This is a genomic window from Streptomyces sp. NPDC017529, from assembly GCF_044329785.1.
Lineage (GTDB): Bacteria > Actinomycetota > Actinomycetes > Streptomycetales > Streptomycetaceae > Streptomyces.
This window is the reverse complement of sequence record NZ_JBIRJY010000040.1, coordinates 1-20,362: the sequence shown is the minus strand read 5'-3', so window position 1 is coordinate 20,362 and position 20,362 is coordinate 1. Positions and strand designations below refer to the sequence as shown.

At 69.5% G+C, this 20,362-nt stretch carries 22 protein-coding genes and 2 pseudogenes; 17 read left to right on the top strand and 7 right to left on the bottom strand.

What is annotated here, in order from left to right; all coding sequences use genetic code 11:
* The first annotated feature begins 292 nt into the window (after window positions 1–292).
* Window positions 293–760 carry a hypothetical protein gene (locus ACH4K4_RS38400; protein ID WP_398174922.1) on the top strand — a complete coding sequence of 156 codons (468 nt, stop codon included), beginning with the start codon at window positions 293–295 and terminating at the stop codon, window positions 758–760.
* Between the two features lie 39 nt (window positions 761–799).
* On the opposite strand, the gene ACH4K4_RS38395 is transcribed toward ACH4K4_RS38400, so the two are convergent.
* The gene (locus ACH4K4_RS38395) at window positions 800–1,111 is read right to left on the bottom strand and encodes a hypothetical protein (protein WP_398174919.1); all 312 of its coding nucleotides are present in this window, start codon (window positions 1,109–1,111) and stop codon (window positions 800–802) included.
* Between the two features lie 609 nt (window positions 1,112–1,720).
* Between ACH4K4_RS38395 and tap the strand changes: the two genes are divergently transcribed.
* The 5 genes from tap to ACH4K4_RS38370 all read left to right on the top strand — a co-directional run bounded on the left by tap (window position 1,721) and on the right by ACH4K4_RS38370 (window position 5,978).
* Complete coding sequence (gene tap, locus ACH4K4_RS38390; RefSeq protein WP_398174916.1) at window positions 1,721–3,913, top strand: telomere-associated protein Tap; 2,193 nt, start codon at window positions 1,721–1,723, stop codon at window positions 3,911–3,913.
* A gap of 6 nt (window positions 3,914–3,919) precedes the next feature.
* Window positions 3,920–4,477 (top strand): telomere-protecting terminal protein Tpg, encoded by a 558-nt coding sequence (tpg, locus tag ACH4K4_RS38385; RefSeq protein ID WP_398174913.1) that lies wholly within the window; start codon window positions 3,920–3,922, stop codon window positions 4,475–4,477.
* Window positions 4,478–4,702: 225 nt separating this feature from the next.
* Window positions 4,703–5,014 carry a hypothetical protein gene (locus tag ACH4K4_RS38380; protein ID WP_398174910.1) on the top strand — a complete coding sequence of 104 codons (312 nt, stop codon included), beginning with the start codon at window positions 4,703–4,705 and terminating at the stop codon, window positions 5,012–5,014.
* Complete coding sequence (locus ACH4K4_RS38375) at window positions 5,011–5,610, top strand: FAD-binding oxidoreductase (RefSeq protein WP_398174907.1); 600 nt, start codon at window positions 5,011–5,013, stop codon at window positions 5,608–5,610. Before ACH4K4_RS38380 ends, ACH4K4_RS38375 begins: the two co-directional genes overlap by 4 nt.
* 11 nt (window positions 5,611–5,621) lie before the next feature.
* Window positions 5,622–5,978, top strand: coding sequence for a hypothetical protein (locus ACH4K4_RS38370; RefSeq protein WP_398174904.1), 357 nt, complete (start codon window positions 5,622–5,624; stop codon window positions 5,976–5,978).
* Window positions 5,979–5,989: 11 nt separating this feature from the next.
* Here the strand turns inward: ACH4K4_RS38370 and ACH4K4_RS38365 are convergent, their stop codons facing one another.
* Window positions 5,990–6,580 carry a transposase gene (locus ACH4K4_RS38365; RefSeq protein ID WP_398174925.1) on the bottom strand — a complete coding sequence of 197 codons (591 nt, stop codon included), beginning with the start codon at window positions 6,578–6,580 and terminating at the stop codon, window positions 5,990–5,992.
* The gene (locus ACH4K4_RS38360) at window positions 6,514–7,068 is read right to left on the bottom strand and encodes a helix-turn-helix domain-containing protein (protein WP_398174901.1); all 555 of its coding nucleotides are present in this window, start codon (window positions 7,066–7,068) and stop codon (window positions 6,514–6,516) included. The genes ACH4K4_RS38365 and ACH4K4_RS38360 overlap by 67 nt, the downstream gene beginning before the upstream one ends.
* A gap of 180 nt (window positions 7,069–7,248) precedes the next feature.
* On the opposite strand from ACH4K4_RS38360, the gene ACH4K4_RS38355 reads away from it, so the two are divergent.
* The gene (locus ACH4K4_RS38355) at window positions 7,249–8,433 is read left to right on the top strand and encodes an IS701 family transposase (protein WP_398174898.1); all 1,185 of its coding nucleotides are present in this window, start codon (window positions 7,249–7,251) and stop codon (window positions 8,431–8,433) included.
* Window positions 8,434–8,595: 162 nt separating this feature from the next.
* Here the strand turns inward: ACH4K4_RS38355 and ACH4K4_RS38350 are convergent, their stop codons facing one another.
* Window positions 8,596–9,555, bottom strand: a complete 960-nt coding sequence (locus ACH4K4_RS38350) for a MerR family transcriptional regulator (protein WP_398174895.1) — start codon at window positions 9,553–9,555, stop codon at window positions 8,596–8,598.
* Window positions 9,556–9,779: 224 nt separating this feature from the next.
* On the opposite strand from ACH4K4_RS38350, the gene ACH4K4_RS38345 reads away from it, so the two are divergent.
* Entirely contained in the window at window positions 9,780–10,763 is a 984-nt protein-coding gene (locus tag ACH4K4_RS38345; protein WP_398174892.1) for a hypothetical protein, read from the top strand.
* On the top strand, window positions 10,760–11,233 hold the full coding sequence (locus ACH4K4_RS38340) for a hypothetical protein (RefSeq protein WP_398174889.1): 474 nt from the start codon (window positions 10,760–10,762) through the stop codon (window positions 11,231–11,233). Before ACH4K4_RS38345 ends, ACH4K4_RS38340 begins: the two co-directional genes overlap by 4 nt.
* A 193-nt stretch (window positions 11,234–11,426) precedes the next feature.
* Here the strand turns inward: ACH4K4_RS38340 and ACH4K4_RS38335 are convergent, their stop codons facing one another.
* Together ACH4K4_RS38335 and ACH4K4_RS38330 are read right to left on the bottom strand one after the other, a co-directional pair.
* Window positions 11,427–11,582, bottom strand: coding sequence for a hypothetical protein (locus tag ACH4K4_RS38335; RefSeq protein WP_398174886.1), 156 nt, complete (start codon window positions 11,580–11,582; stop codon window positions 11,427–11,429).
* Window positions 11,579–12,115: a MaoC family dehydratase gene (locus tag ACH4K4_RS38330; protein WP_398174883.1), complete on the bottom strand. Its 537-nt coding sequence runs from the start codon at window positions 12,113–12,115 to the stop codon at window positions 11,579–11,581. The genes ACH4K4_RS38335 and ACH4K4_RS38330 overlap by 4 nt, the downstream gene beginning before the upstream one ends.
* A 121-nt stretch (window positions 12,116–12,236) precedes the next feature.
* On the opposite strand from ACH4K4_RS38330, the gene ACH4K4_RS38325 reads away from it, so the two are divergent.
* Together ACH4K4_RS38325 and ACH4K4_RS38320 are read left to right on the top strand one after the other, a co-directional pair.
* Window positions 12,237–13,124 carry a LysR family transcriptional regulator gene (locus ACH4K4_RS38325; protein WP_398174881.1) on the top strand — a complete coding sequence of 296 codons (888 nt, stop codon included), beginning with the start codon at window positions 12,237–12,239 and terminating at the stop codon, window positions 13,122–13,124.
* Window positions 13,125–13,199: 75 nt separating this feature from the next.
* Window positions 13,200–13,331, top strand: a complete 132-nt coding sequence (locus ACH4K4_RS38320) for a hypothetical protein (RefSeq protein ID WP_398174878.1) — start codon at window positions 13,200–13,202, stop codon at window positions 13,329–13,331.
* Between the two features lie 447 nt (window positions 13,332–13,778).
* Here ACH4K4_RS38320 and ACH4K4_RS38315 read toward each other — a convergent pair.
* Window positions 13,779–14,768: pseudogene (locus ACH4K4_RS38315) on the bottom strand (GlxA family transcriptional regulator).
* A 130-nt stretch (window positions 14,769–14,898) separates the two neighbouring features.
* On the opposite strand from ACH4K4_RS38315, the gene ACH4K4_RS38310 reads away from it, so the two are divergent.
* The 6 genes and pseudogenes from ACH4K4_RS38310 to ACH4K4_RS38285 all read left to right on the top strand — a co-directional run bounded on the left by ACH4K4_RS38310 (window position 14,899) and on the right by ACH4K4_RS38285 (window position 20,243).
* Window positions 14,899–15,843, top strand: a complete 945-nt coding sequence (locus tag ACH4K4_RS38310) for an alpha/beta hydrolase (RefSeq protein WP_398174875.1) — start codon at window positions 14,899–14,901, stop codon at window positions 15,841–15,843.
* Between the two features lie 443 nt (window positions 15,844–16,286).
* Window positions 16,287–16,565 carry a hypothetical protein gene (locus ACH4K4_RS38305; RefSeq protein ID WP_398174872.1) on the top strand — a complete coding sequence of 93 codons (279 nt, stop codon included), beginning with the start codon at window positions 16,287–16,289 and terminating at the stop codon, window positions 16,563–16,565.
* A gap of 72 nt (window positions 16,566–16,637) precedes the next feature.
* A complete protein-coding gene (locus tag ACH4K4_RS38300) occupies window positions 16,638–17,504 on the top strand; it encodes a proline iminopeptidase-family hydrolase (protein WP_398174869.1) in 867 nt (288 codons plus the stop codon).
* Between the two features lie 101 nt (window positions 17,505–17,605).
* Window positions 17,606–18,205, top strand: a pseudogene (locus ACH4K4_RS38295) (TetR/AcrR family transcriptional regulator); the annotation flags it as partial.
* 91 nt (window positions 18,206–18,296) lie between these two features.
* Window positions 18,297–19,922, top strand: a complete 1,626-nt coding sequence (locus ACH4K4_RS38290) for a GMC family oxidoreductase (RefSeq protein WP_398174866.1) — start codon at window positions 18,297–18,299, stop codon at window positions 19,920–19,922.
* Between the two features lie 114 nt (window positions 19,923–20,036).
* Complete coding sequence (locus tag ACH4K4_RS38285) at window positions 20,037–20,243, top strand: hypothetical protein (protein ID WP_398174863.1); 207 nt, start codon at window positions 20,037–20,039, stop codon at window positions 20,241–20,243.
* Window positions 20,244–20,362: the final 119 nt, after the last annotated feature.

Here is a 20,362-nt window from a genome sequence, read left to right as displayed (position 1 = left end):
CGACGGAGTTCACCAGGCCATGCTCGGCATCGCCCGGTTGCACAACCTGGCCCTCACGGGATAACTCACACCCCATACGGGACAACCTCTAGTCGGTGGGCGCTGGGAGCCTGGCTGTATGGACAGGGACAGGCATGAGGAGCTGTTGCGCGGCCGGGTCCACGGCACGGATTTCGGCGGTCCGTCGTTCGCCGGTGGTCCGCACGGGCGGGGAGTGAGGGGGTGACGAAGTACCGAGCGGATTACCCCTGTGTGCTGCCGGGAGACCGGGCCTGGACCCACGACGCGGTACATGCAGGACGTCCTCGCCTGTCTCGCAGCCGCAGCCGCAGCCACAGTCGCCCGCGACCACGGAGATTCCGAGAAGTACGTTCTGGCGCACCTTCCGTTCCGGGGCGCGGCCGACATTCTCGGCCGGATCCGGTCCGGCATGCCGCTCGCTCGCCGCGGCGCCGTGTTCCAGATGGCGCTGGCGGATTTCGAGCTGGAGGTGTTGTGGGAGGTCCTGGGCTCGCTGCAGCGTGCACGGGATGCGGACGAAGACGCCGCCGAGGTCCACGACTACGCCACGCGCTGCTTCATGCCGCCATGCGGTGTCGATGATGTGGTCGTCGGCATGGAGCGCATCCTGGCCGTCCTCTCGCTGAACATCCCGGCAGTCCGCCCGGTGGCCACCACGCTGCTCCTCGGGGCGAGCGCGACGGCGCCTTCCGTTTGGCGCGCGACGACCTGTTCGCGGCATGGCGGACCGCCGGCCTGACAGGAATCCCAGCCCCAGGCGCCTCGCCTTAGACGGCAGTTACGGCTTCCACTCGATGTCAGAGGCGCCCATCTTGCTCTTGCCGCAGCTCATGCCGAACTTCCAGCTACCGCGCCCCATCCATCGTCCGTAGTGCGACGTGCCGTCCCAGCACTCCACCATCGCGCGCGCCTGGCCCCTGGTCACGCGGCAGTCGGCGCTCCAGCCATGGCTGGTCGTCTTCCAGTTGGTGCAGTGGTAACCCGGATTGGCGGCTTGGGCGGGAGAGGCCGTCATGACGCCGCAGAACGCGGTCAGGGCAACGGCGCCGACAGATGCCGCGACCTTGTTGCGCACGGTCGAGAGCTTCACTTCACGTGTCCGTTCTGTGGGTGAGATGGGCGATTCGCCTGTCGAATCGCCTTCGCGGGCGGCCGGGCGAACCCCCTTCAGGTGGGGGTCGGAAAGGCCGAATCACCGGAAAGGCATAAATGTCTCCGCCGGGCCCGTCGAAGATCATCTACTGGCCGCGATTGATGTGCATAGTTTTCTGCCTGTGATCCGCCTCACCGTTCGGGTGGGGGTGGCGTACGCCAAGCGCCGAGACCACGCCTTCTGGCCAGGGCTTAACCCACCCCGCCACCCCGCGGACGGCACCAACCCGAAGGGCATCGGTCAGCGCACAGCATCACCAATCAAGGGGATGCGACACAGGTTCTGTGCTCTCGCCCAGGTCCCCGGTTCTGATGCGGAACTCCCGCACGGCTCGTTGAAATCAGACGGGGCAGGTGCCGGCCCGTACGGTCATGGTTGGGCCCGGCGTACCGCACGGTGCCTGCCCGCCTGTCAGCGCCCCGGTCGGCCAGCGTCGCGAGCGGCGCTGGCCCGGTCCGTGTGACATCAATCGGCCGCGCGTTTCGTGCTCGTTTCACGCGCGATCCAATGCGCGATTGAGTATGCTGCCTAGTGGAGGTGACCCCTGTGTCCACTGAGAACGAGCTGTTCAGCGCCGTCGATGCGCTGCTGGAGCAAGTCGCGCAGGACGATCTGCCGGTCCCCGCGGAGCGCAAACGTCTGCGCGAGGCCGCCGGCCTGAGTCAGGCGCAGATTGCCACCGCACTGAACGCACGCCGGGAGGCGGTGGGCAACTGGGAGACCGGCAAGACCGAACCGCGGCCGCCGAAGCGCGCCGCCTACGCCCGGCTGCTGGAGAAACTGGCCGAGCGCTTTCCCGCTCCCGCCCCTGCTGCCGACGCTGCGTCCGACCCGGCGCCGGAGGCATTCGCCGGGCCATCCTCCACGCCCGACACGACGCCGACGGTCCAAGCGCCGGTGGCCCCGGCCGCGGTCGGCCGTACGGCCCCCGCCGCTCGGCCGGCCACGTCGTCCCGGCGCCCGGGGGCGGCGAAGGCGGCGAAGAAGCCGGCCACCCCGGCTGCGGACCCGCGGTTCGAAAACGGCCCACTGGCCGTCGTTGACGCCGACGCCGAGGGCCAGGTCTTCGCGTACTGCGTCGGCGGCCTGGTCCTGGAGGTGCCTGCCAAGTCGCTGCCGTCGCTGATCGAGTGGACACTGGCCGAGGCCCGGCTCGGCCACGCCCGCCTGCACCGCAACGGCCGCGACGCCGACCCGGTCCTGGTGCTGACCGCGGCCGCGCTGGAACGCTACGGCTTGCCCGCCGCCCTGTCACAGGAGGAGCAGCGCGCCGGACGGCTTCCGGACGGCCACAAGGTGGTCAAGCAGCTCACCAAGGCCAAGTGGCAGCTCACCCAGCGCGGCTTCGGGCCGTGGGCGCGGATCTACCGCCCGGCCGAGGGCTCAAGGCGCAACTGCGTCCAGCTGTGCATCCCGGCCTGGAACGCCCTGGACGTGCGCGAGTGGGACCGCAAGGATGACCCTCTCCTGCCGACCCTGCACCCAGCCGACCTCGCCCGCTACCTCGGTACGTACGCGCAGCGGGTGATGACGCCGCGCGGCACCACCGCCGTCACCGGCCTGGAACTGATGGTCGCGCTGCGGCCGCCGACCCGCGCGGAGAAGGACCCGGCGACCGGCGAATTCGAGCGGGCCTTCAACGACGACGCGCTCACCGCCGTGTACGACGTCGTGGACTGCGAGGTCCCCGACGAGCACCCGCAGCTCCAGGGGAAGTACGCCCGGCACCACCTGCGTACCCCGGCGGAGATGCTGATGGAGGAGCCCTACGACTGGTGCCGGCCGCTGACCGACGAGGAGTGCATGAACCGGTACCTGGTCGACATCGACATCAACATGTCGTTCGCCGCGGCCGCCAACGGCCTTACCGTCGGGCTGAACGGACCGACCCACCTGAGCGGCAACCCGAAATTCGACCCGTCGCTGCCCGGCTCCTGGCTGGTCGACCTGTCCCACGTAGACCTCTCCCGCGTGGACGTCGGTGGCCGCACGGTCGAGGGCGACCGGCTCCCCAGCCCGTTCACGCCCAAGGGCGAGCGCCCCACCGGCCCGGCCTGGTACGCCACCCCCACCGTGGCCTACGCGGTGGAACTCGGCTTCGACGTCGCGCCGATCGAGGCGTACGTGCGCACGCAGAGCGGCCGCTACCTGGACGGCTGGTACAAGCGGCTGCGCGACGCGTACGTGGCGACGATGGCCGACCTCGGCGTCACCACCGACCTGGGCGGCCAGGAGTTCCTGGAGGCGATGGCCCGCTCCAAGAGCATCGACCCGACGATGGCGCTCCTGGCGGGCGCGATCAAGGCGACCGCGAAGGGCGGCATCGGCAAGCTGCGCCAGCGTAACCGCGGCCAGGTGCAGTACGGGGCTCCGTGGCCGGCTCTCGCGCGGGAGACGTGGCGCCCCGACATCCGGGCCGCCGTGCTGGCGAACCAGCGCATCGGCCTGCACCGCAAGCTGATGAAGACCGCCGCGGCCGCCGACCTGTACCCGGTCGCGATCGGCACCGACGCCATCGTCTACCCCTCCGCCGGTCCCAGCCCGTTGGATGTCCTGCCGCACACCCCGGAGGGCAAGCCGGTGCCGGGCACGTTCCGCCTCGGTATCTCGCCGGGGATGGTCAAGCACCAGGGCACCCAGACCGTCCTGTGGGCCGAGGCGCTGTTCGAGGAGCACGGCGGCGTGGTCAACGTCGCCAACCTGATCAAGAACGACCCGACGGCCGGAGAAGGGGAGTAGCAGGTCATGGCGGACTCGTTCGGAGACAGCCTGGACCGCGCGCTGGAAGGGGCGTTCACCCGCCCCGTCCCCAAAAGCGCCCAGGCGCAGATGAAGTACCTGGTCAAACAGCTCAAGGGCACCAAGGCCGCCGCCCAGACGCTCGGCGTCTCCCAGCGCACCGTGGAGCGGTACGTCGCGGGCAAACTCAAGCGGCCCCGCCGCGACTTGCGCGGCCGCCTGGAGGCCGAGGTGAAGAAGCGGTGGCAGCCGCAGGTGCGGGCCAAGGCCCGCAAGAAGGCAGCCTCCACCGACGGCCTGGTCGTCTCCACCCGCGCCCGCTTCGGGTTCATCGCCGCGCCGGGTACGACCAACGACGCCCGGGTCCGCGACATCACCCAGGCCCTCCCGCCTGACTACGCAGACCGGCTGTTCACCGCCCGCGAGCAGGGCGCCACCGAGCAGCAGCTCCAGCAGATCGCTGCCGAAGGCCTCGCGCAGATGTACTTCCGTGCCGACAACACCCGCGCGCACGGCCTGGGCGTTCAGTTCGACGAAATCCGCCACATCGAGATCGAGCTATAGCCCAGGTTCACGCACACGAGCCTGGTCCCCGTCATTCCAGCTGCCGGGGACCAGGCGCTTCACATCCTACGGACAGGCTGCCGGGGCAGTCGGTCTCTCCGACACGCCGCCGCGCCCGCCAGGGCCTGGCCACCGTCTCCGCAGGGTCGGCGTCTGCTCAGGCCGACCGGTGGACTCCTGGCGTGTTCGGCACGTCAACGCATCCATCCGGACAACCGCCGAGCCGTGGCGTGTAGCCCCGAGGCCCAGCGGGCGTACAACGAGCGGCTCGACCGGCGGCTGGAGGGCACGGTCTGGAACGCGGGGAACTGCCGAAGCTGGTACCTCGACGAGCACGGACGCAGTCCCTCCATCTGGCCCACCTACACCTGGCGTTTCCGGCGGGCCACCAGCCGCTTCGACCCGGCCGAGCACCTGCTGAGCACCAGCGAGGACCTGCGTACCCCCGGCACGCCGCCTCCTGCCCCGACTGTGGCACGACGACCCACCGCGTACCCGCACGTACCCGCGCCCGCGAAGACACGGAGACTCCGATGAGCCTGCACATCTCCTCCCGAAGAACGGTCCTCGGCGCGGTGGGTGCCATCACCACTGTGGTCGGCTGGAACGTCACCGCCGCGAGCTGGGCCTGGGCCGGCGACACCGCGCGCCTCCCCGGCGTCCGCGTGGTGTCCGTGCCCGAGCTCGACGGCACGCTCACCACCGACACGAGCCAGTTCGGCTCGTACGCCCACGACTTCAGCCGGCTGGTGACCGGCACGGTCCCATGGGCGGTGCTCACCCCCGGCTCGGTGCAGGACATCGCCAAGATGACCCGCTACGCCCGGAGCAACAACCTCAAGCTGGCCGTCAACGGCCGCAGCGGCACCGGCGGCGACCTGGAGTCCCACTCCTGCTACGGCCAGGCCGCCGTCCCCGGCGGCATCCCGGTGAGCGCCCGGGGCATGGCGCGCATCCTGTCCACCGGCGCCGACACGGTCACCGTCGAGGCCGGCGTGACCTTCGCCGAGATCACCGACCACCTACTCTCCCGGGGCCGGACGCTCCCCGCCCTCCCCGACTACCTGCCGCTTTCCGTGGGCGGCACGCTCGGCGTCGGAGGCATCGGTCTGACGATGGCACCGAGGGTCTGATCGCCGACACCGTGGAGTCGCTGGTCGTGGTGACCGGCACCGGTGAGGTCGTCACCACCTCGCCGACCCACCGGCCCGAGCTGTTCCGCACCGCGCTGGCGGGCGGCGGACAGGTCGGTGTCATCGTCCAGGTCACCCTGCGGACCGTACCCGCGGCCGAACACGCCACCGTCTTCAGCCTGTTCTACGACGACGTGGCGTCGTTGATGACGGTCTCCGAGATCCTGCTCGCCGACCGCCGCTTCCAGATGCAGGGCGGTGAGATGGTCCAGCGCCCGGACAATTCGGGCTGGCGCTACAAGATCGAGGCGGTCGCCACCTACTCCGGCGGCCGGACCCCGGACCGGGCGCGGCTGCTGCGGAGCTAGTGCTGGATTCCTCAAACGGAGTACACATATTGGCGGCGTAGTACCCGTGTTGATGGTGCCGGTCTTCCCCATATCCAGGGCCGGGCCCGTGCGTTGAGCTGGGCTGTCGCCAGGCGGGTGGCCTGGTCGATCTCGGGTGGTCCGGCGAAGGACTGGCCGGCGAGGGCAGCCTTGCGGAAGATGCGCCACCAGCCTTCTTGGAGGTTGAGCCAACAGGCGCCGACAGGGATGAAGACGTGCTGGATTCTGGGATGGCCCTCCAGCCAGGTCCGGGTGGACAGGCTGTTGTGCGAGGACAGGTTGTCGGCGACCACGTAGATGTCCCCGGCTGGATTGGCTGTCTCGAGCTTCTCGAGAAACTGCTGGTAAAAGGCGCTGTTGCGGGAGGAAGCGGTCATCGTGATTTCATGGCCTTCCCGTACCCGCAGGGCGCCGTAGACCCAGGTCTTTTCCGGTCCGCGGCCGTAGTCGACCTCGGATTTGATGCGGTGGCCGTCCGGCGACCAGCCCGGCGCCGGCGGGAACGTGCGTGGGATCACCGGTCCGAGCTCGTCGGCGCAGACGACCGTCGAGCCGTCGGGCGGGCAGGTGTAGAGCCCGATGATCCTCGTCCTTTTCCCTCGAACTCCGGGTCCTTTGAGCGTGTCCACGAGCGCGTGCGCCGCCAGCGCACTCCCTCGGCCAGCAGGATCCGGCGGACCTGACTGCGAGCAATCCGGATGCCCCGCCGCATCGCCTCAGCGGCCAGCGCGTCGAGGGTCCACTCCGGCGGCCCCGCCTCGTCCGCCGCGGCGAGGTCGCCGCCCGCCTGCACCGTCAGCCGGCCCGGTGCCGGCTCTCTGACCAGGCCGACGATCTGGGAGCGTTCCGCCTCGGAGATCCGTCGCTTGCGGCCCTGACCGCCCAGGTCTTCCAACCCATCCAAGCCCAAGCGGTTGAAGCGGTGCAGCCACCGACGGACCGTCTTGGGACTGCACCTCAGCTCATCCGCGATGGCCGGCACCCGCTGTCCGGACCAGCTCAGCTCAACCATCCGTGCCCGCATCACCAGGTCACGAGGCGCCTTGCGCGCTCGCGCCAGCCGATACACGAGCTGTTCCTCGCTCTCGTCACAGCTCGGCCGTGCCCGTAACACCACCGTCCAACACCCGCCCCCGATCACCCGAACCACCCCGCCACCAGGACGTATACCCAGCGAAAGAGGAATCCAGCACTAATACTGCAACGGTGCTTACCGTGACTGGTGGCCAGCTGGGTCGTTGGTCTGGTTATGGGTGGGGGCCTTGCTGATGTCAGGTTGTGGGCGGGCGAGTTGGAGCGGTTGCATGAGCGGTTCGTGCACCGGTTCAGCAGATCGGAGCCGCGGGAGTCGGCCCTGGCCTACATGCGGGGCTTGATGGCTCCGCTGGAGCGGAAGAACGGCTGGACGCTGGCGGAGGAGGCCGGGCATACCGGTCCCGACCGCATCCACCGATTGCTGAACCGGATCGAGTGGGACGCCGAGGAGGTCCTGGACGACGTGCGCGACTATGTAGCCGAGCATCTCGGCGACCGGGATGCCGTGCTGATCGTGGACGACACCGGCTTCCTGAAGAAGGGCACCTCCTCGGCAGGCGTGCAAAGGCAGTACTCCGGCACTGCCGGCCGCACGGAAAATTGCCAGGTCGGAGTGTTTCTCGCCTATGCGACACCGCGCGGGCGGACACTACTGGACCGCCGCCTGTATCTGCCCGCCTCCTGGACGGACGACCGGGAACGCTGCCGCAGGGCCGGCATCGACGACGAGGTCGCTTTCGCCACCAAGGTGGCCATGGCCAAGGCGATGGTGCGCCGGGCGATCGCAGACCGCATCCCGTTCGGCTGGGTGACCGCGGACGCCGCCTACGGCTTCTCCAAGGGCTGGCGCTTCGAGCTGGAGCAGGCGGATGTCTTCCACGTCATGGCCACCACCCGGCACGACACCGTGGTTACCCGCTGGTCCCTCGACCACCCCGTCCACGAGCTGTTCGAGGGCCTGCCCCGGCAGAAGTGGAAACGCCGCTCGTGCGGTGACGGGGCCCACGGCCGACGCATCTACGACTGGGCCCGCGTGGAGGTGCGGTCCTGGCACCGAGAAGACCGCCGCCACTGGGTACTGGCCCGCCGCCGCGTCAGCCGGCCCGAAGAAATCTCCCACTACATCGCCTACTGCCCGGCCGACACCACGCTGGACAAACTGATCCACGTCGCTGGCAGCCGCTGGGCGGTGGAGGAGTGCTTCCAGACGGCGAAACAGGACTGCGGCCTGGACGACTACCAAGTCCGCCGCTACCCCGGCTGGCACCGGCACATGACCTTGGCCACGGCCGTCCACGCCTGCCTGACCGTCCTGCGCGCCCGCGAGCTGGATGCGGAGAAAGCAGAAACGTATCCTCCCAGCTCATCCACTACAGCCTCGCCGAGATCAGACGCCTGATCACCCGCCTCACCCACCGCGGACCCATCCCGATCGACCACATCCTGCACTGGTCGACATGGCGCCGCAGGCGCCAGCACCAAGCCCGCGTCAGCCACTACAACCGACGCGGCCACAGCCCTTGAGAACTGCCCAGCAATCAGAACAAGCACCGTTGCAGTACTAGGTCGGCCAGTCCGGCAGGGGCATGGGCAAATGGCGATGCAGCTTGGCCAAGGCGGCCCGCTGGATGCTGCCAGGGGCCCTTGGGCCGGGCAGGGCGTTGAGCAGTGCGCAATGCGCCTGTGCCACGTTGGGCTGGGTATCGGTGCAGGCCGCCAGGGGATCTGCGTAGCGGCGGAAGTGGCTCACCGCCCAGCGGAGCTCGGGCCCGAGCGCGGCGCGGAAGTATGGGGTGTCGTCAACGCCTCGCTCTTTGGCCACCAGGGAGGTCACATCGTCGACCACCTCAGCGGGGGGATCATCGCCTCGGGTGAGGGCCTCTGCGGTCGCTTTGGTGGCGTCCAGCATGCAGGTGTACAGGGATGCCTTGTCCCGGGTGGTCCACGCCCCCCAGTAAAACCCGAAACCGGGGGCGTGGGCGATCAGGTGCAATTCGGCGTAGGCCAGGACGGCTTGTGGGGTGAGGCTCGTGCTGGGGTCGGGGGCAGTCTCGCCCACGATGGTGTCCCGGAGCCGGGGCGGCACCTGGTGGGGAATGACGCGCAGCCATGCATCGGCCAGGTCTGCCCGTGCGTGGGGAAGGCGCTGAACGCGTTCCAGCAGGTGAAGGCGCCGCGCCCGTTCTGTGTCGTCGGCGGCTTCGTCCAGGGCGCGCAGAGCCGCCTCCTTCCAGCGCAACTGGAGGATTCCCTGGGACGCTGCGGTGAGTTCCGCGGCGATCAGTTGACTGAGGGATACCTCGCCGCTGACCACCCGGGTGATGCTGGCAATCGGTAGTTCCAGGGCGCGCAGCTGCCGGATCAGCTGTAACCGCTCCAGCGCTGCCGGGCCGTAGCGGCGGTGTCCGCCGGCGCTGCGATCGCCTTGGGGCAGCAGGCCAAGGTCGGAGTAGTAACGGATGGTCTTGACGGGCACCTGGGTGCGGGAAGCCAAGTCACCGACACTGAGCGTGGCGTACATCACAACCCCTTGAATCTCCAGTGCGCTGGAGCCTTTAGCGTACGAAGCGGCATTTCGGCTGATCAACCAGGCAATCGGTCATATTTCAGGTGGTTGGTTGCCCCTGCCGGGTGCCGCGCCGGACCGTACGAGTCCGCCCCCTCAGTAACGCGGCGGCGCGGAGCAGGTCGGCTGTCGGCGCCGGGCCGGCGGCAGCAGGCTCGGACAGCAGCGAAGGAAGGGGAATGGCGGTGAGCAGACGGAAGGCCGTGGCACCTCTGCTGGCCACCCTCGCGGCTCTGTCCTTCCTGAGCAGTTGCTCCACCGCAGGGCCCGACGGCACGAGGCCGCGCCAGGGGCAGGCGGGCCCCGCCCGGCTGCGGGAACTGACCGGCCAGGAGCGCGAGTTATTGGAATCCGCAGAGCAGGTTCTCTTGAAGCGGTGCATGGAAAGACAAGGCTTCAAATACTGGATACCGAGACGTGATCTGGTCCCCGACGAGCGGGACTTTCCCTACGTCATCGATGATGTCCGGTGGGCCAAGAAGCACGGCTATGGAGCCGAGCTGCGACGCCTGTCCGACGAAGCGCGCCGCACGGATCCCAACCAGAAGTACTTCCAAAGCCTGTCCGGCCCGCAGCAGGCCGCTGCGCTGCGCGCCGCTCACGGCGACGAGAACGCCAGCATACGGGTGACAGCGCCGGACGGAGCTGTACTGGGGCGGAGCACGCGCGGATGCCAGGCGGAAGCCGAAAGACGCCTCTACGGGGACCTGCGCACCTGGTTCCAGGCCAAGGTCACCACCGACACCCTGGCAGAAATGCGACGGAGCAAGGTCCAGGCCGATTCCCGGTTCGCTGCTGCCGCCAGAACCTGGGCGACGTGCATGCGCGCCGCCGGCTACCGCTATGCCAGTCCCACTCAGTTACGTCAGACCTCGCCCTATCTCAAGGACCAGAAGGTCGACGGGCCGGAGATCCGCCTCGCGGTGGCAGAGGCCAGATGCGCCTTCAATTCGGGTCTCTCCCAGACCGCCCAACGCCTCGCGCACTCGTACGACAGCGCCTTGCGCCGACAGCATCAGTCCGAGGTGAGCACCGCGCTGCGGCGCCGGCTGGCCGCACTGCCCCTCGCCCGCGACGTCATCAGCGCCGGTCCCTCACCACAAGCCCGGACGGAACCCCACCCAGCCCCTAGTGCAACGGCCGACGAAAGGAAGATGCCATGAGAACACTCGGCACCGTGGCTGCGTGCGCAGCCCTCACCCTCACCCTGGCGTCCGCACCCGCATGGGCACAACCCGGCAAGCCGGCTCCCGCACCTGAACACTCCGGCTCGCCCGCCCCGGGAAGCGCGAGCCGAAACCAGCAGCCGCAAGGTCCCGCCTCCGTCAAACGGGACGGGTACTTCAGGGGCTACGTCCACAAAAACTATGACATGCAGTGCCACGCGTGGCTGGGCAGCGACCCCTTCTGGGGCGCCTGCAACGACATCGTCTCCTCCGTGCAGAACATGGGATACATCGGAGCAAAAGACGACGTCATGGTTTACAAAGACGCCAACTACACCGGCTACCGGCGAGGCATCTACAACGGCGTGTGGCTGGATAACCTCGACAAGTGGGTCTATGACGGCGCGCCCTTCTGGGAAACCCTCAACGACTCGATCTCATCGCACCAGTGGACGAACCTGCCGTAACAGCACACCGCACTGAGCACCTCTGCGCGCCACAGCAGGAATGTCGAGGCAGCCGCCCTGGGCCGGCTCTTGGCGCAGGGGCCGGAGGTGGCCACCATGTGCGCGATCTGCGGGCCGGAGGCGGTCCTGCGGACCCTGCCACTGCCTCCGGAAGACGATTTCTGACGCACGAGGGTCCGTTTCGTGAAGGCCGTTAGGTGCCCGGTACGACGGCCGCAGCCAGGACGGTGCTGGCGGGCGGGCCGAGGACGGGATCGCCGGGTGCGGGCGGGCGGGGCGTGAAGGCGTCGCTGCCTCCTTTGGAGAGAGTGATCAGTACGTCCCGGGCTGCTTGGCAGTCGCCGTTCATGCGCCTGCTCCGGCTTCCTTCGGCGCAGGTACGCCGGCGGGACCGTGTCCGCGCCGGAAGACCATCAGCGTGCGCAGGAAGCTGATGACGACGGTGCCGTCCTGGTTGTAGCCCACGGTCTTCACCCGGACGATGCCGGCTTCGGGACGGGACTTGCTCTCCCGTGCCATGACCACCGTGGACTGCGAGTAGAGCGTGTCGCCCTCGAAGACGGGAGCGGGCAGCCGCACCTCGTCCCACCCGAGGTTCGCGAACACGTGCCGGCTCACGTCCGCCACCGACTGCCCGGTAACGAGCGCGAGGGTGAACGTCGAGTCGACCAGCGGCCGTTCCCAGACCGTCTGCGCCGCGTAGTGCGCGTCGAAGTGCAAAGGCGCGGTGTTCTGCGTGAGCAGCGTCAGCCAGCAGTTGTCGGTCTGGGTGATGGTCCGGCCCAACGGGTGGCGGTAGACGTCGCCGACGGTGAAGTCCTCGAAATACCGGCCCTCCCAGCCCGGCACCGGACGCCCGCCCTGTTCGGTCCTCTCGGTCATCGCGGGGTTTTCTCGCTTTCGGCTCGGATTCCCTATGACGCCTCCACACTGGTCGTCTCCCTTCGATACATCCAATAATGTTTTGACTGTGATTGATTCAGACAGGGATTGGTTGGCGCTGATGGCCCCCAATCTGGCGATCGCCGTGGCGGTGCTCGAGGAAGAGCACGTGACTCGTGCCGCCACCCGGCTCGGGGTGCCCCAGCCGACGGTGAGCCACGCTCTGCGCCGTATGAACGACACCATCGGGGCGCCGCTGGTTCAGCGGGTCGGCCGCGGGATCGTGCCGACCGCGGCCGGCCGGGCCTTCCTGCCGGCCGCACGGGAGGCGCTCGCCACCCTGCGCGCGGCGCGCCAGGAGCTGGCAGATGTCATCGACCCGGAGCGGGGGCAGGTCTGTCTCGGCTTTCTCCACACCCTCGGTGTGCGCGACGTCCCCCGGCTGCTCGACGCCTTCCTCGCCGCCCACCCGGACGTGCGCTTCGCTCTTGCCCAAGGCCCGGCGCTGGCCCTTCTCGACCGGATGCGCGCCGGCGAGATCGACGTCGTCATCACCGCGCCCGTCCCCGAGGACAAGACTCTGCACTCGGTCGTCCTGCGCGATGAGCAACTGTTTCTCGCGGTCCCCGCCTGGCACAGGCTGGCTCAGCAGGAGACGGTCGAACTCCGCCAGGCTGCGGGCGAGCGGTTCATCGCCCTGACCCCGGGACACGGGCTGCGGCAGGTGTTCGACGAGATGTGCGCGGCTGCGGGCTTCGAGGCGGTCCTCGCCTTCGAGGGCGAGGACGTGGCCACCCTCCGCGGCCTGGTCAGCGCCGGTCTCGGAGTCGCCGTGATCCCGGGCAGCCCGGCACCTGGCGAAGGCGTCACCTACCTGCCCATCGGGCGTCCCCCAGCACACCGCCTGCTGGGCGTGGTCTGGCCCGCCACACGGCGGCTCCCGCCCCCTGCACGCCGGTTTACCGAGTTCCTCACCCAGTCCGGCCGCGAGGTCCTCGGCGAGAGGTGATCCCGTCGGCGACCCCGTTGGAGGGCCGATCGAGCGTGGGGAACTCCCCCCGGACGTGGACTGCGAACCCCGGACGTGGACTGCGAACTCGCCCTTGACCTTCTCGCCGGCCCGCTCTACTGGCGCCTCGTGGTGATCCGCACCCGGACCGGCGCCAACTACCTCGACTGCCTCACCGACAAGCTCCTCGCCGCCTTCACTGCTTGACCAACTCCCGCAGGCGCGTGAAGTACGGCCAGTGCAACAAGAATTGAACGGTGAGGTTGTTCTGCGCACACGGCCAGGCCGCCGTCTCCGCCATGCCTTCTTCCGTGAGCTGGTCGAGTCGGAGAAGCTGACGCTGCAAACGCTCTGCGGGCGGTTGCGGGTGCGGACTTCGGGCTGGTTCGGCGGTTGCTGCCTTGGATGGTGCATCTCCGACGCTTCTGAGCGGTCGTCGACGGGCACGGGCCACCGGCGGCCGGGGCCGTCAGCGGCTGCTGCACGAACGGTGAGGGGCCGCCGCCCGAACTCCCAGGGACGGCCCCGCACCCCGCACTCCACCTGGTATGCAACCCGGCTCGCACAGCCCCGCTACTTCTGCCGTCTCTTACCGACCCGTGCGCCGGCACGCGCCGTACGCGGTGGTGGGCCTCCGGTCGTCGAGGTCTGGGTCTACGGCGCGTGCGCGGCGGGGGAGGAGCGGAATGCCCTGCGGTAGGCGGAGGGGGTGGTGTCCAGGGCGTCCCGCATGTGCTGGCGCAGGTTCGTCCCGCTGCCCAGGCCGGTCCTGGCCGCGATGTCGTCCACGGGCAGCTCCGTCGACTCCAGCAGGTGGCGTGCGTGCTGCAGGCGCGCTGAGGTGAGCCATGCGGCGGGGGAGAGTCAGGTCTCCTGCCGGAACCGCCGGGTGAACGTCCGTACGCTCATGTGGCAGTGCGCCGCGAGGTCCTTCAGGGACAGCCGCCCGTCCAGGTGTTCTGTCACCAGCGTCCGTGCCCCGGCCGTCGAGGTTCCTGCGTCTTGCCGGACCGGGTGATCGATGTACTGCGCCTGCCCTCCGTCCCGCATGGGCGCGACCACGTTGTAGCGGGCCACTCGGTTCGCCACGGAGCTGCTGTGGTCCTCTCTGACCAGATGCAGGCACAGGTCGATGGCCGCCGCGCCGCCAGCCGAGGTCAGGATCCCGCGGTCGGCGACGTGCAGGGGGTGGGTGTCGAGGTCGACCGTGGGGAAGAGCCGCCGGAACTGCTGCGCGTAGCGCCAGTGGGTTGCGGCCCGGTAGCCCTGCAGCAGGCCGGCGGCCGCGAGGACGAACGAGCCGGTGCACAAGGACACCAGGCGGGCGCGCTCCCGGGCCGTGCGCAAGGCCTTGACGACGCAGGGGTCCACCGCGCCGCCCTCGACCACCTGCGGGCAGCGGGTTCCCGCGATGATCACGGTGTCGGCGTGCTCCAGCAGGGACAGGTCGCCCTGGGGCATGACGCTGTACCCGTTCACCGTCGGCACCGGCAAGCCGTCAGGGGTGAGGGTGCGCACCTCGTAGGCCGCGGTCCCGGCGCGGGTTTCGACCCCGGCCAGCATCTGGGCCGGGATGCTGAGGTCGAAGGCCACCACCGGTGCGAGGGCGAGAACGGCCACCTGGTGAGGAGTCGCAACTGTCATGGCCCGATAGTTGCAGATGGTGGCTCCCGGGCCACTTCTGTGCTGCTCACGCTCGGCAGAGACTGAGGTCAGTCGCGAAACACCGGCACCGGGCAACACCCGGACCACACCAGGAAGGTGGCCGCCAGACATGACCGTCCCCGCCGTCGACCCAGAGATCCAGACTCTGCTCGACACCGCCGACACCGGCGTCTTCCCCGTCTACGGCCTGGACGAGGTCCTCGCCGACCCCCAGCGCTACGCCCTGCTGCGCGCACGCCCCGACACCCCCGTCGACGGCCGGGTCAAGGTGCGCGACCTGTACATCCCCGGCCCCGCAGGGCAGCTGCGGCTGCGCATCTACCGGCCCGACACCCCCGACACCCCCGACCTGCCGATGATCCTCTACGTGCACGGCGGCGCCTTCACCTACGGATCCCCCGAGGCCGAGGAGGGGCGTGCCGTGCGCTATGCCCGCGATGCCCGGGCCGTCGTCGTCTCCGTCGACTACCGTCTCGCCCCCGAACACCCCTATCCGGCCGCGGCCGACGACGCCTACGCCGCCCTGGCCTGGATCGCCGCCCACCCGGCCGAACTCGGCGGCGACCGCGCACGCATCGCGGTGGCCGGCGGCAGCGCCGGCGGGAACATCGCCGCCGCCACCGTGCTGCGCGCCCGCGACCAGGCAGGCCCGCACGTGCTCTTCCAGTCCCTGACCTACCCGGGCGTGGACGGCAGCCTGACGAGCGCCTCGGTGCGGGAGTTCACCGACACCCCGGTCCTCAACCGCGGCGCGATGGAATTGGCCTGGCAGTACTACGCGAAGGACAGCCACGCCGATCCGTACGCCTCCCCGCTGCACGCCGCTGATCTTGGCGGGCTGCCGCCCGCCTACATCGCCGTGGCGGAGGTCGACCCGCTGCGCGACGAGGGCCGCGACTACGCCGCCCGCCTGTCCGCCGCCGGAGTCACCACCGAACTTGTGCAGGTACCCGGCGCCGTCCACGGCTTCGACCTCCTCTTCCCCCAGGCCCGCATCAGCGAACGCAACCTCACCGACCAGGTACGCGCCTTGCGCGAAGCCCTGCACGCGTGACGGGCCCGGACCCGCGAGGCACGCCCATGGATACCTGATCGCGGCGCAGCACTGGGAAGAGCGGAATGCCGGTGCGCACGTGCGGACGGCCGGCGACCGGGTGCGGCGCGGCGGCCTGCGGTGGTCGACCTTCGCCCGTCGCCATGGCCTCGATCCCCCGCGCCCGGGGCAGCGGGAGGGCGAAGCCCTCGGGCCGCATGAACTGCAGCCCCTGGTTCTTGCCTTGGCGGGGCCCGCAGGAAAGAAGCCCGCTGCACCGCCGGCGAACCACCGATTTTCCCTGACAAAGGTCCTCTCGGACGTGCTGGCCACTCCTCTGACCTGCGGGTTTTTCGCGCTCAATGGCCGACTGCCTGAAGCGTACAACCAAGTCAAGACTTATTCTCGCAGGCGTTCCTTCCTATATTCGAGGCCATCACGCCAGCCCCTGGGAGGAATGTGGCATGAGGAAGAACATCGGCGAGATGGCGACCCGGTGTCTGCGGCACATGGAAGCGTATGACTTCGGTGCAGTGCGGGCCATGTGCACGGAAACGGCCACCGTATGGCACAACGACGGGAAGGGCGGCCAGACGATCGGCGAAAAGCTGGAACGGCTCAGGCCTCTTGCCGGCACGGCCGCCTCGCTGCGGTTCGATGGAGCACGCCAATTCCGCAGCGCGCAACGAGGTGCTTCAGCGGCACGTTCTCCGTCCGGGCAGGCCCGACGGGGCACGCAGTGAGGTCCACGCCGCTAAGCACTTCCGGTTCGGTGGATACCTCATCGACCGGATGGACTGTGAGGTGGGTCCGGTATGACGGAAGGCAGGATCTCGGTGCCGGGGGGCAAGGTGTGGTACCGCAGAACGGGCAGCGGTGGTGTGCCGTTGCTGCTCGTCCACGGCGGACCGGGTTACCCGAGTGACCCGCTGTTCGGCGCCTTCGCCCCACTCGCCCAGGAACGCGAGGTCATCTGGTACGACCAGCTCGGCGTGGGGCGTTCGGACCCCATCGACGACATCTCGCTGCTGACGGTGGACCGCTTCCTCGACGAACTGGGCGCGGTCTGCGAGGGGCTCGGCCTGGAACGCCCCCACATCTACGGCCACTCCTGGGGAGCGACGCTCGGCCTGCAGTACGCCGCGGAGCGGGCGCCGGAATGGACCAGCCTGGTCTGCGCCAATGGCCTGGCGAGCGTGCCCCGGTTCGAGCGGGAAGTCCGGGACCTGATGGCGAAACTGCCGGGCAACGTACTCGACCGCACCTACGGCCGGGAGCTGAGAGGTGAAACAGACGACCCCGATTACCGGAAGGCCCAAGGGGAGTACCTGCGCGCGTGCGTGCTGCGCACCTCTGCTATGAGCCTGGACCCGGAACTCATGAGCTGGACGACGTTCCGGACCATGATCGGCCACGCGGACTACCACGTGACCGGCAATCTCAAGGACTGGGACATCTTCGGCACACTGGAACGGATCCAGGCCCCTACGCTCGTTCTCGGTGGCGAGTTCGATGAATGCGTACCCGCCCATCTCGCCGACATCGCCGCAAGAATTCCGGATTCCGAGCATGTAACCCAGCCCGGCGCAGCCCACATGGGGTTTCTGGAGCAGGGGCCGCTCCGCGAGGCGTACGTCTTCCTCATTCAGGACTACATGGCGCGCGTCGAAGCACGCGCGTAACCGAACGAATCCGCCGAGCGGGCGGAACACCCCAGGGGCCGGACGCCGCGTACAGCGCCCTGACCCTTCCTGACTACGGCCGACCCTCCTGGGCACGGCAGGTGGCGCCGGCGCACCGCACCGAACTGCCGCCTTGCGAGCGCATCCTCGACGCCGCGCGAGAGCTGTTCCCGAGCGAGGGGATCCGGCGGGTGGGCGTCAGACGGTCGCCGGGCCGGCCGGCCCCCCCAAAGCCATCCACCGGCACTTCGGGACCAAGGACGCGCTGGTCGCGGAGTGGCTGCGGCTCGACGCCGCGGACTACCAGGCGGCCTTCGGCAGGGCTAAGGCCGAACACCCGGCCCGGCCCAGGGGCCAGATCCTTGCCCCAGCCCGCTTCATCGCCGAGGGACTGCCGGCGCTCTCGCACCGGGGCTGCCCGTGCATCAACATCATCGCCGAGCTGCCCGACCGCCCCGTCCTACCCGGCAAGACATCGAGCAGCACCAGGCCCTTCAGCCCCGCAGGCTAGTCGGCATGTGCACCGGGGCCGGGCTGCGCGGCCCCGGGCAGCCCGGCCGCGACACCTTCGTACTGGAAGGCGCACAGGCCAGCGTCCAGAACGGGAGCACCGATCAAGCGGGAGACACCGGAGGAGAAGCATCGAGGGAATCCTGGCGCAGCACCACGCTTTCCTCGACCCGTCCCAGGTAACCACCGGCTGGCCCCGCCCCCTTCACCACATCAGCCGCGAAACGGGCACAGCGGAGACCCATCAATCATTCAGTACCCGCCTCCCAGGAGATGACGAGCATGAGCATGAGCAGCGCGCCCGGACAGGGCGCCGCCACGGCTGCCACACTGCCGCACCGGACCGGACTCGCCGACCGGATCGACGACGGCGCCGCCTTCGACTACATCGTGTGCGGCGCCGGCTCGGCCGGTTCCGTCCTGGCCGGCCGGCTCGCCGCCGACCCGGCGGTCACGGTGCTGCTCGTCGAGAGCGGCGGCGACGACGATGACGAGCGCGTACGCAACCCCGACCTGTGGCCCGCCAACCTCGGCACCGAGCGGACCTGGGACCACGTCACGCAGGCGAACCCGCACCTGAACGGGCGCCGGCTCGCCTACGCGACGGGCCGCGGTCTGGGCGGGGGCGGCTCCATCAACGCCGGCGTATGGGCGCGCGGGCACCGAAGCGACTGGGATTCCTACGCCGAGCTGACGGGCGAGCCCGCGTGGGGCTACGCGCACGTACTGGAGCTCTACCTAAAGATCGAGGACTGGCAGGGCGCGCCCGACCCTGAACGCCGGGGCAGTGGTGGGCCGATGCGGATCCAGCCGGCACAGGACGTGCACCCGCTGTTCACCGCCTTCCTCGACGGCGCCGAAGCCACCGGCGCCCCCCGCTTCGACAGCTCCAACGGCGCCCTGATGGAGCAGAAGGCGGGCTGCGCCGTACGGGAGGAGAACTACCACGCGGGAGTACGGCAGACTCCCTTCAGCCGCTACGTCGCCCCCCGCTTGGAGCAGCCCAACCTCACGGTCCTGCCGCACGCGACGGTCTCCCGTGTCCTGCTCTCCGGGGGCCGGGCCACCGGCGTCGACATCGTCCACGACGGCAAGCCGGTGCACGCTCACGCGTCGCAGGAGGTGGTGCTGTCGCTGGGCGCGATCGGTACCCCGGCCGTCCTGATGCGCTCCGGGATCGGGGACGAGGCCGAACTGCGCTCCGCCGGCGTCCCGGTGGCCCAGCACCTGCCCGGCGTCGGCCGCAACCTCGACGACCACATACGCCTGCCCTGCATGTGGGAGGCCGCCGGCGTACCGATGCCGGTGCCCACGCGCAGCCAGGCCGTCTGCTTCTGGGGCGACGGCACACGGCCGGGCGCACCGGAGTTCGTCATGTACCTCTCGCCCGCCCCGTCCGTCTCCGCCGAGAGCGCGGCCCAGTACCCGCCGCCAGAACGGTGTTTCACCCTGATGCCCGCCATGCGCCTGCGCCGCGGCAGCCGCGGCCGGGTCCGCCTGGCGAGCCTGGATCCGCTGGCCGGGCCGCACATCGAGACGAACTTCTTCGCCGATCCCGACGACGTCCGCTCGGCCCTGTCCGCGGTCGCCATGGCCCGCGAGGTCGGCAACTCCGCCGCGCTCCGCCCGTTCGCCCAACGGGAGGTGTCCCCCGCGTCCTGCGATGCGGACACCCTCGACCTGTTCCTGCGCAACGCCGTCGAGACGTACTGGCACCAGAGCGGCACGGCCCGGATGGGCCGGGACCAGGACGCCGTCGTGGACGCCCGGCTCAAGGTGCACGGCATCGACGGCCTCCGCGTCGCCGACGCCTCGGTGCTGCCCCATGTGACGGTCGCTAACACGATGGCCCCCTCCATGGTGGTCGGCGAACGGGCCGCAGAAATGATCACAGCCGACCAGGGCTGACCACGGACGCGGAGCCCGGTCGCACACGGCGACCGCAGTGTGTGTTCGCGGTACCAAGGTGCCGGCACCTAAAGCTCGTCCTTCCCCGGTGCCGTTGTGGTTGTTGTGGCGGGCGTGGGTGCGGATGTGCTGCCAGGTGTGGTCGCTGAACGGCTGGTGGACGTGGTCGCGGTGGATCCAGGGGATTTCGGTGAGCGCGCCGTCGGGCAGGCGGATCCAGATCTGGCGGACGTCGTGGGGATTGTGGTGGATCTCCCATTTCCCACCCCGGGTGCTGATTCGCGGCTCAGTGTTCGTGGGCTTTTCATCCTGGTGTTCTGACGGCGGGGCACATGACGACGCCTTCCGCTCCGCGCGGGGAAGGACGCCTGGTTGACCACATGGTGAGCTTCGAGTCACGGGTCAAACAGGCCGTGAAAGCCGGCCAGGTTGTCGAATAC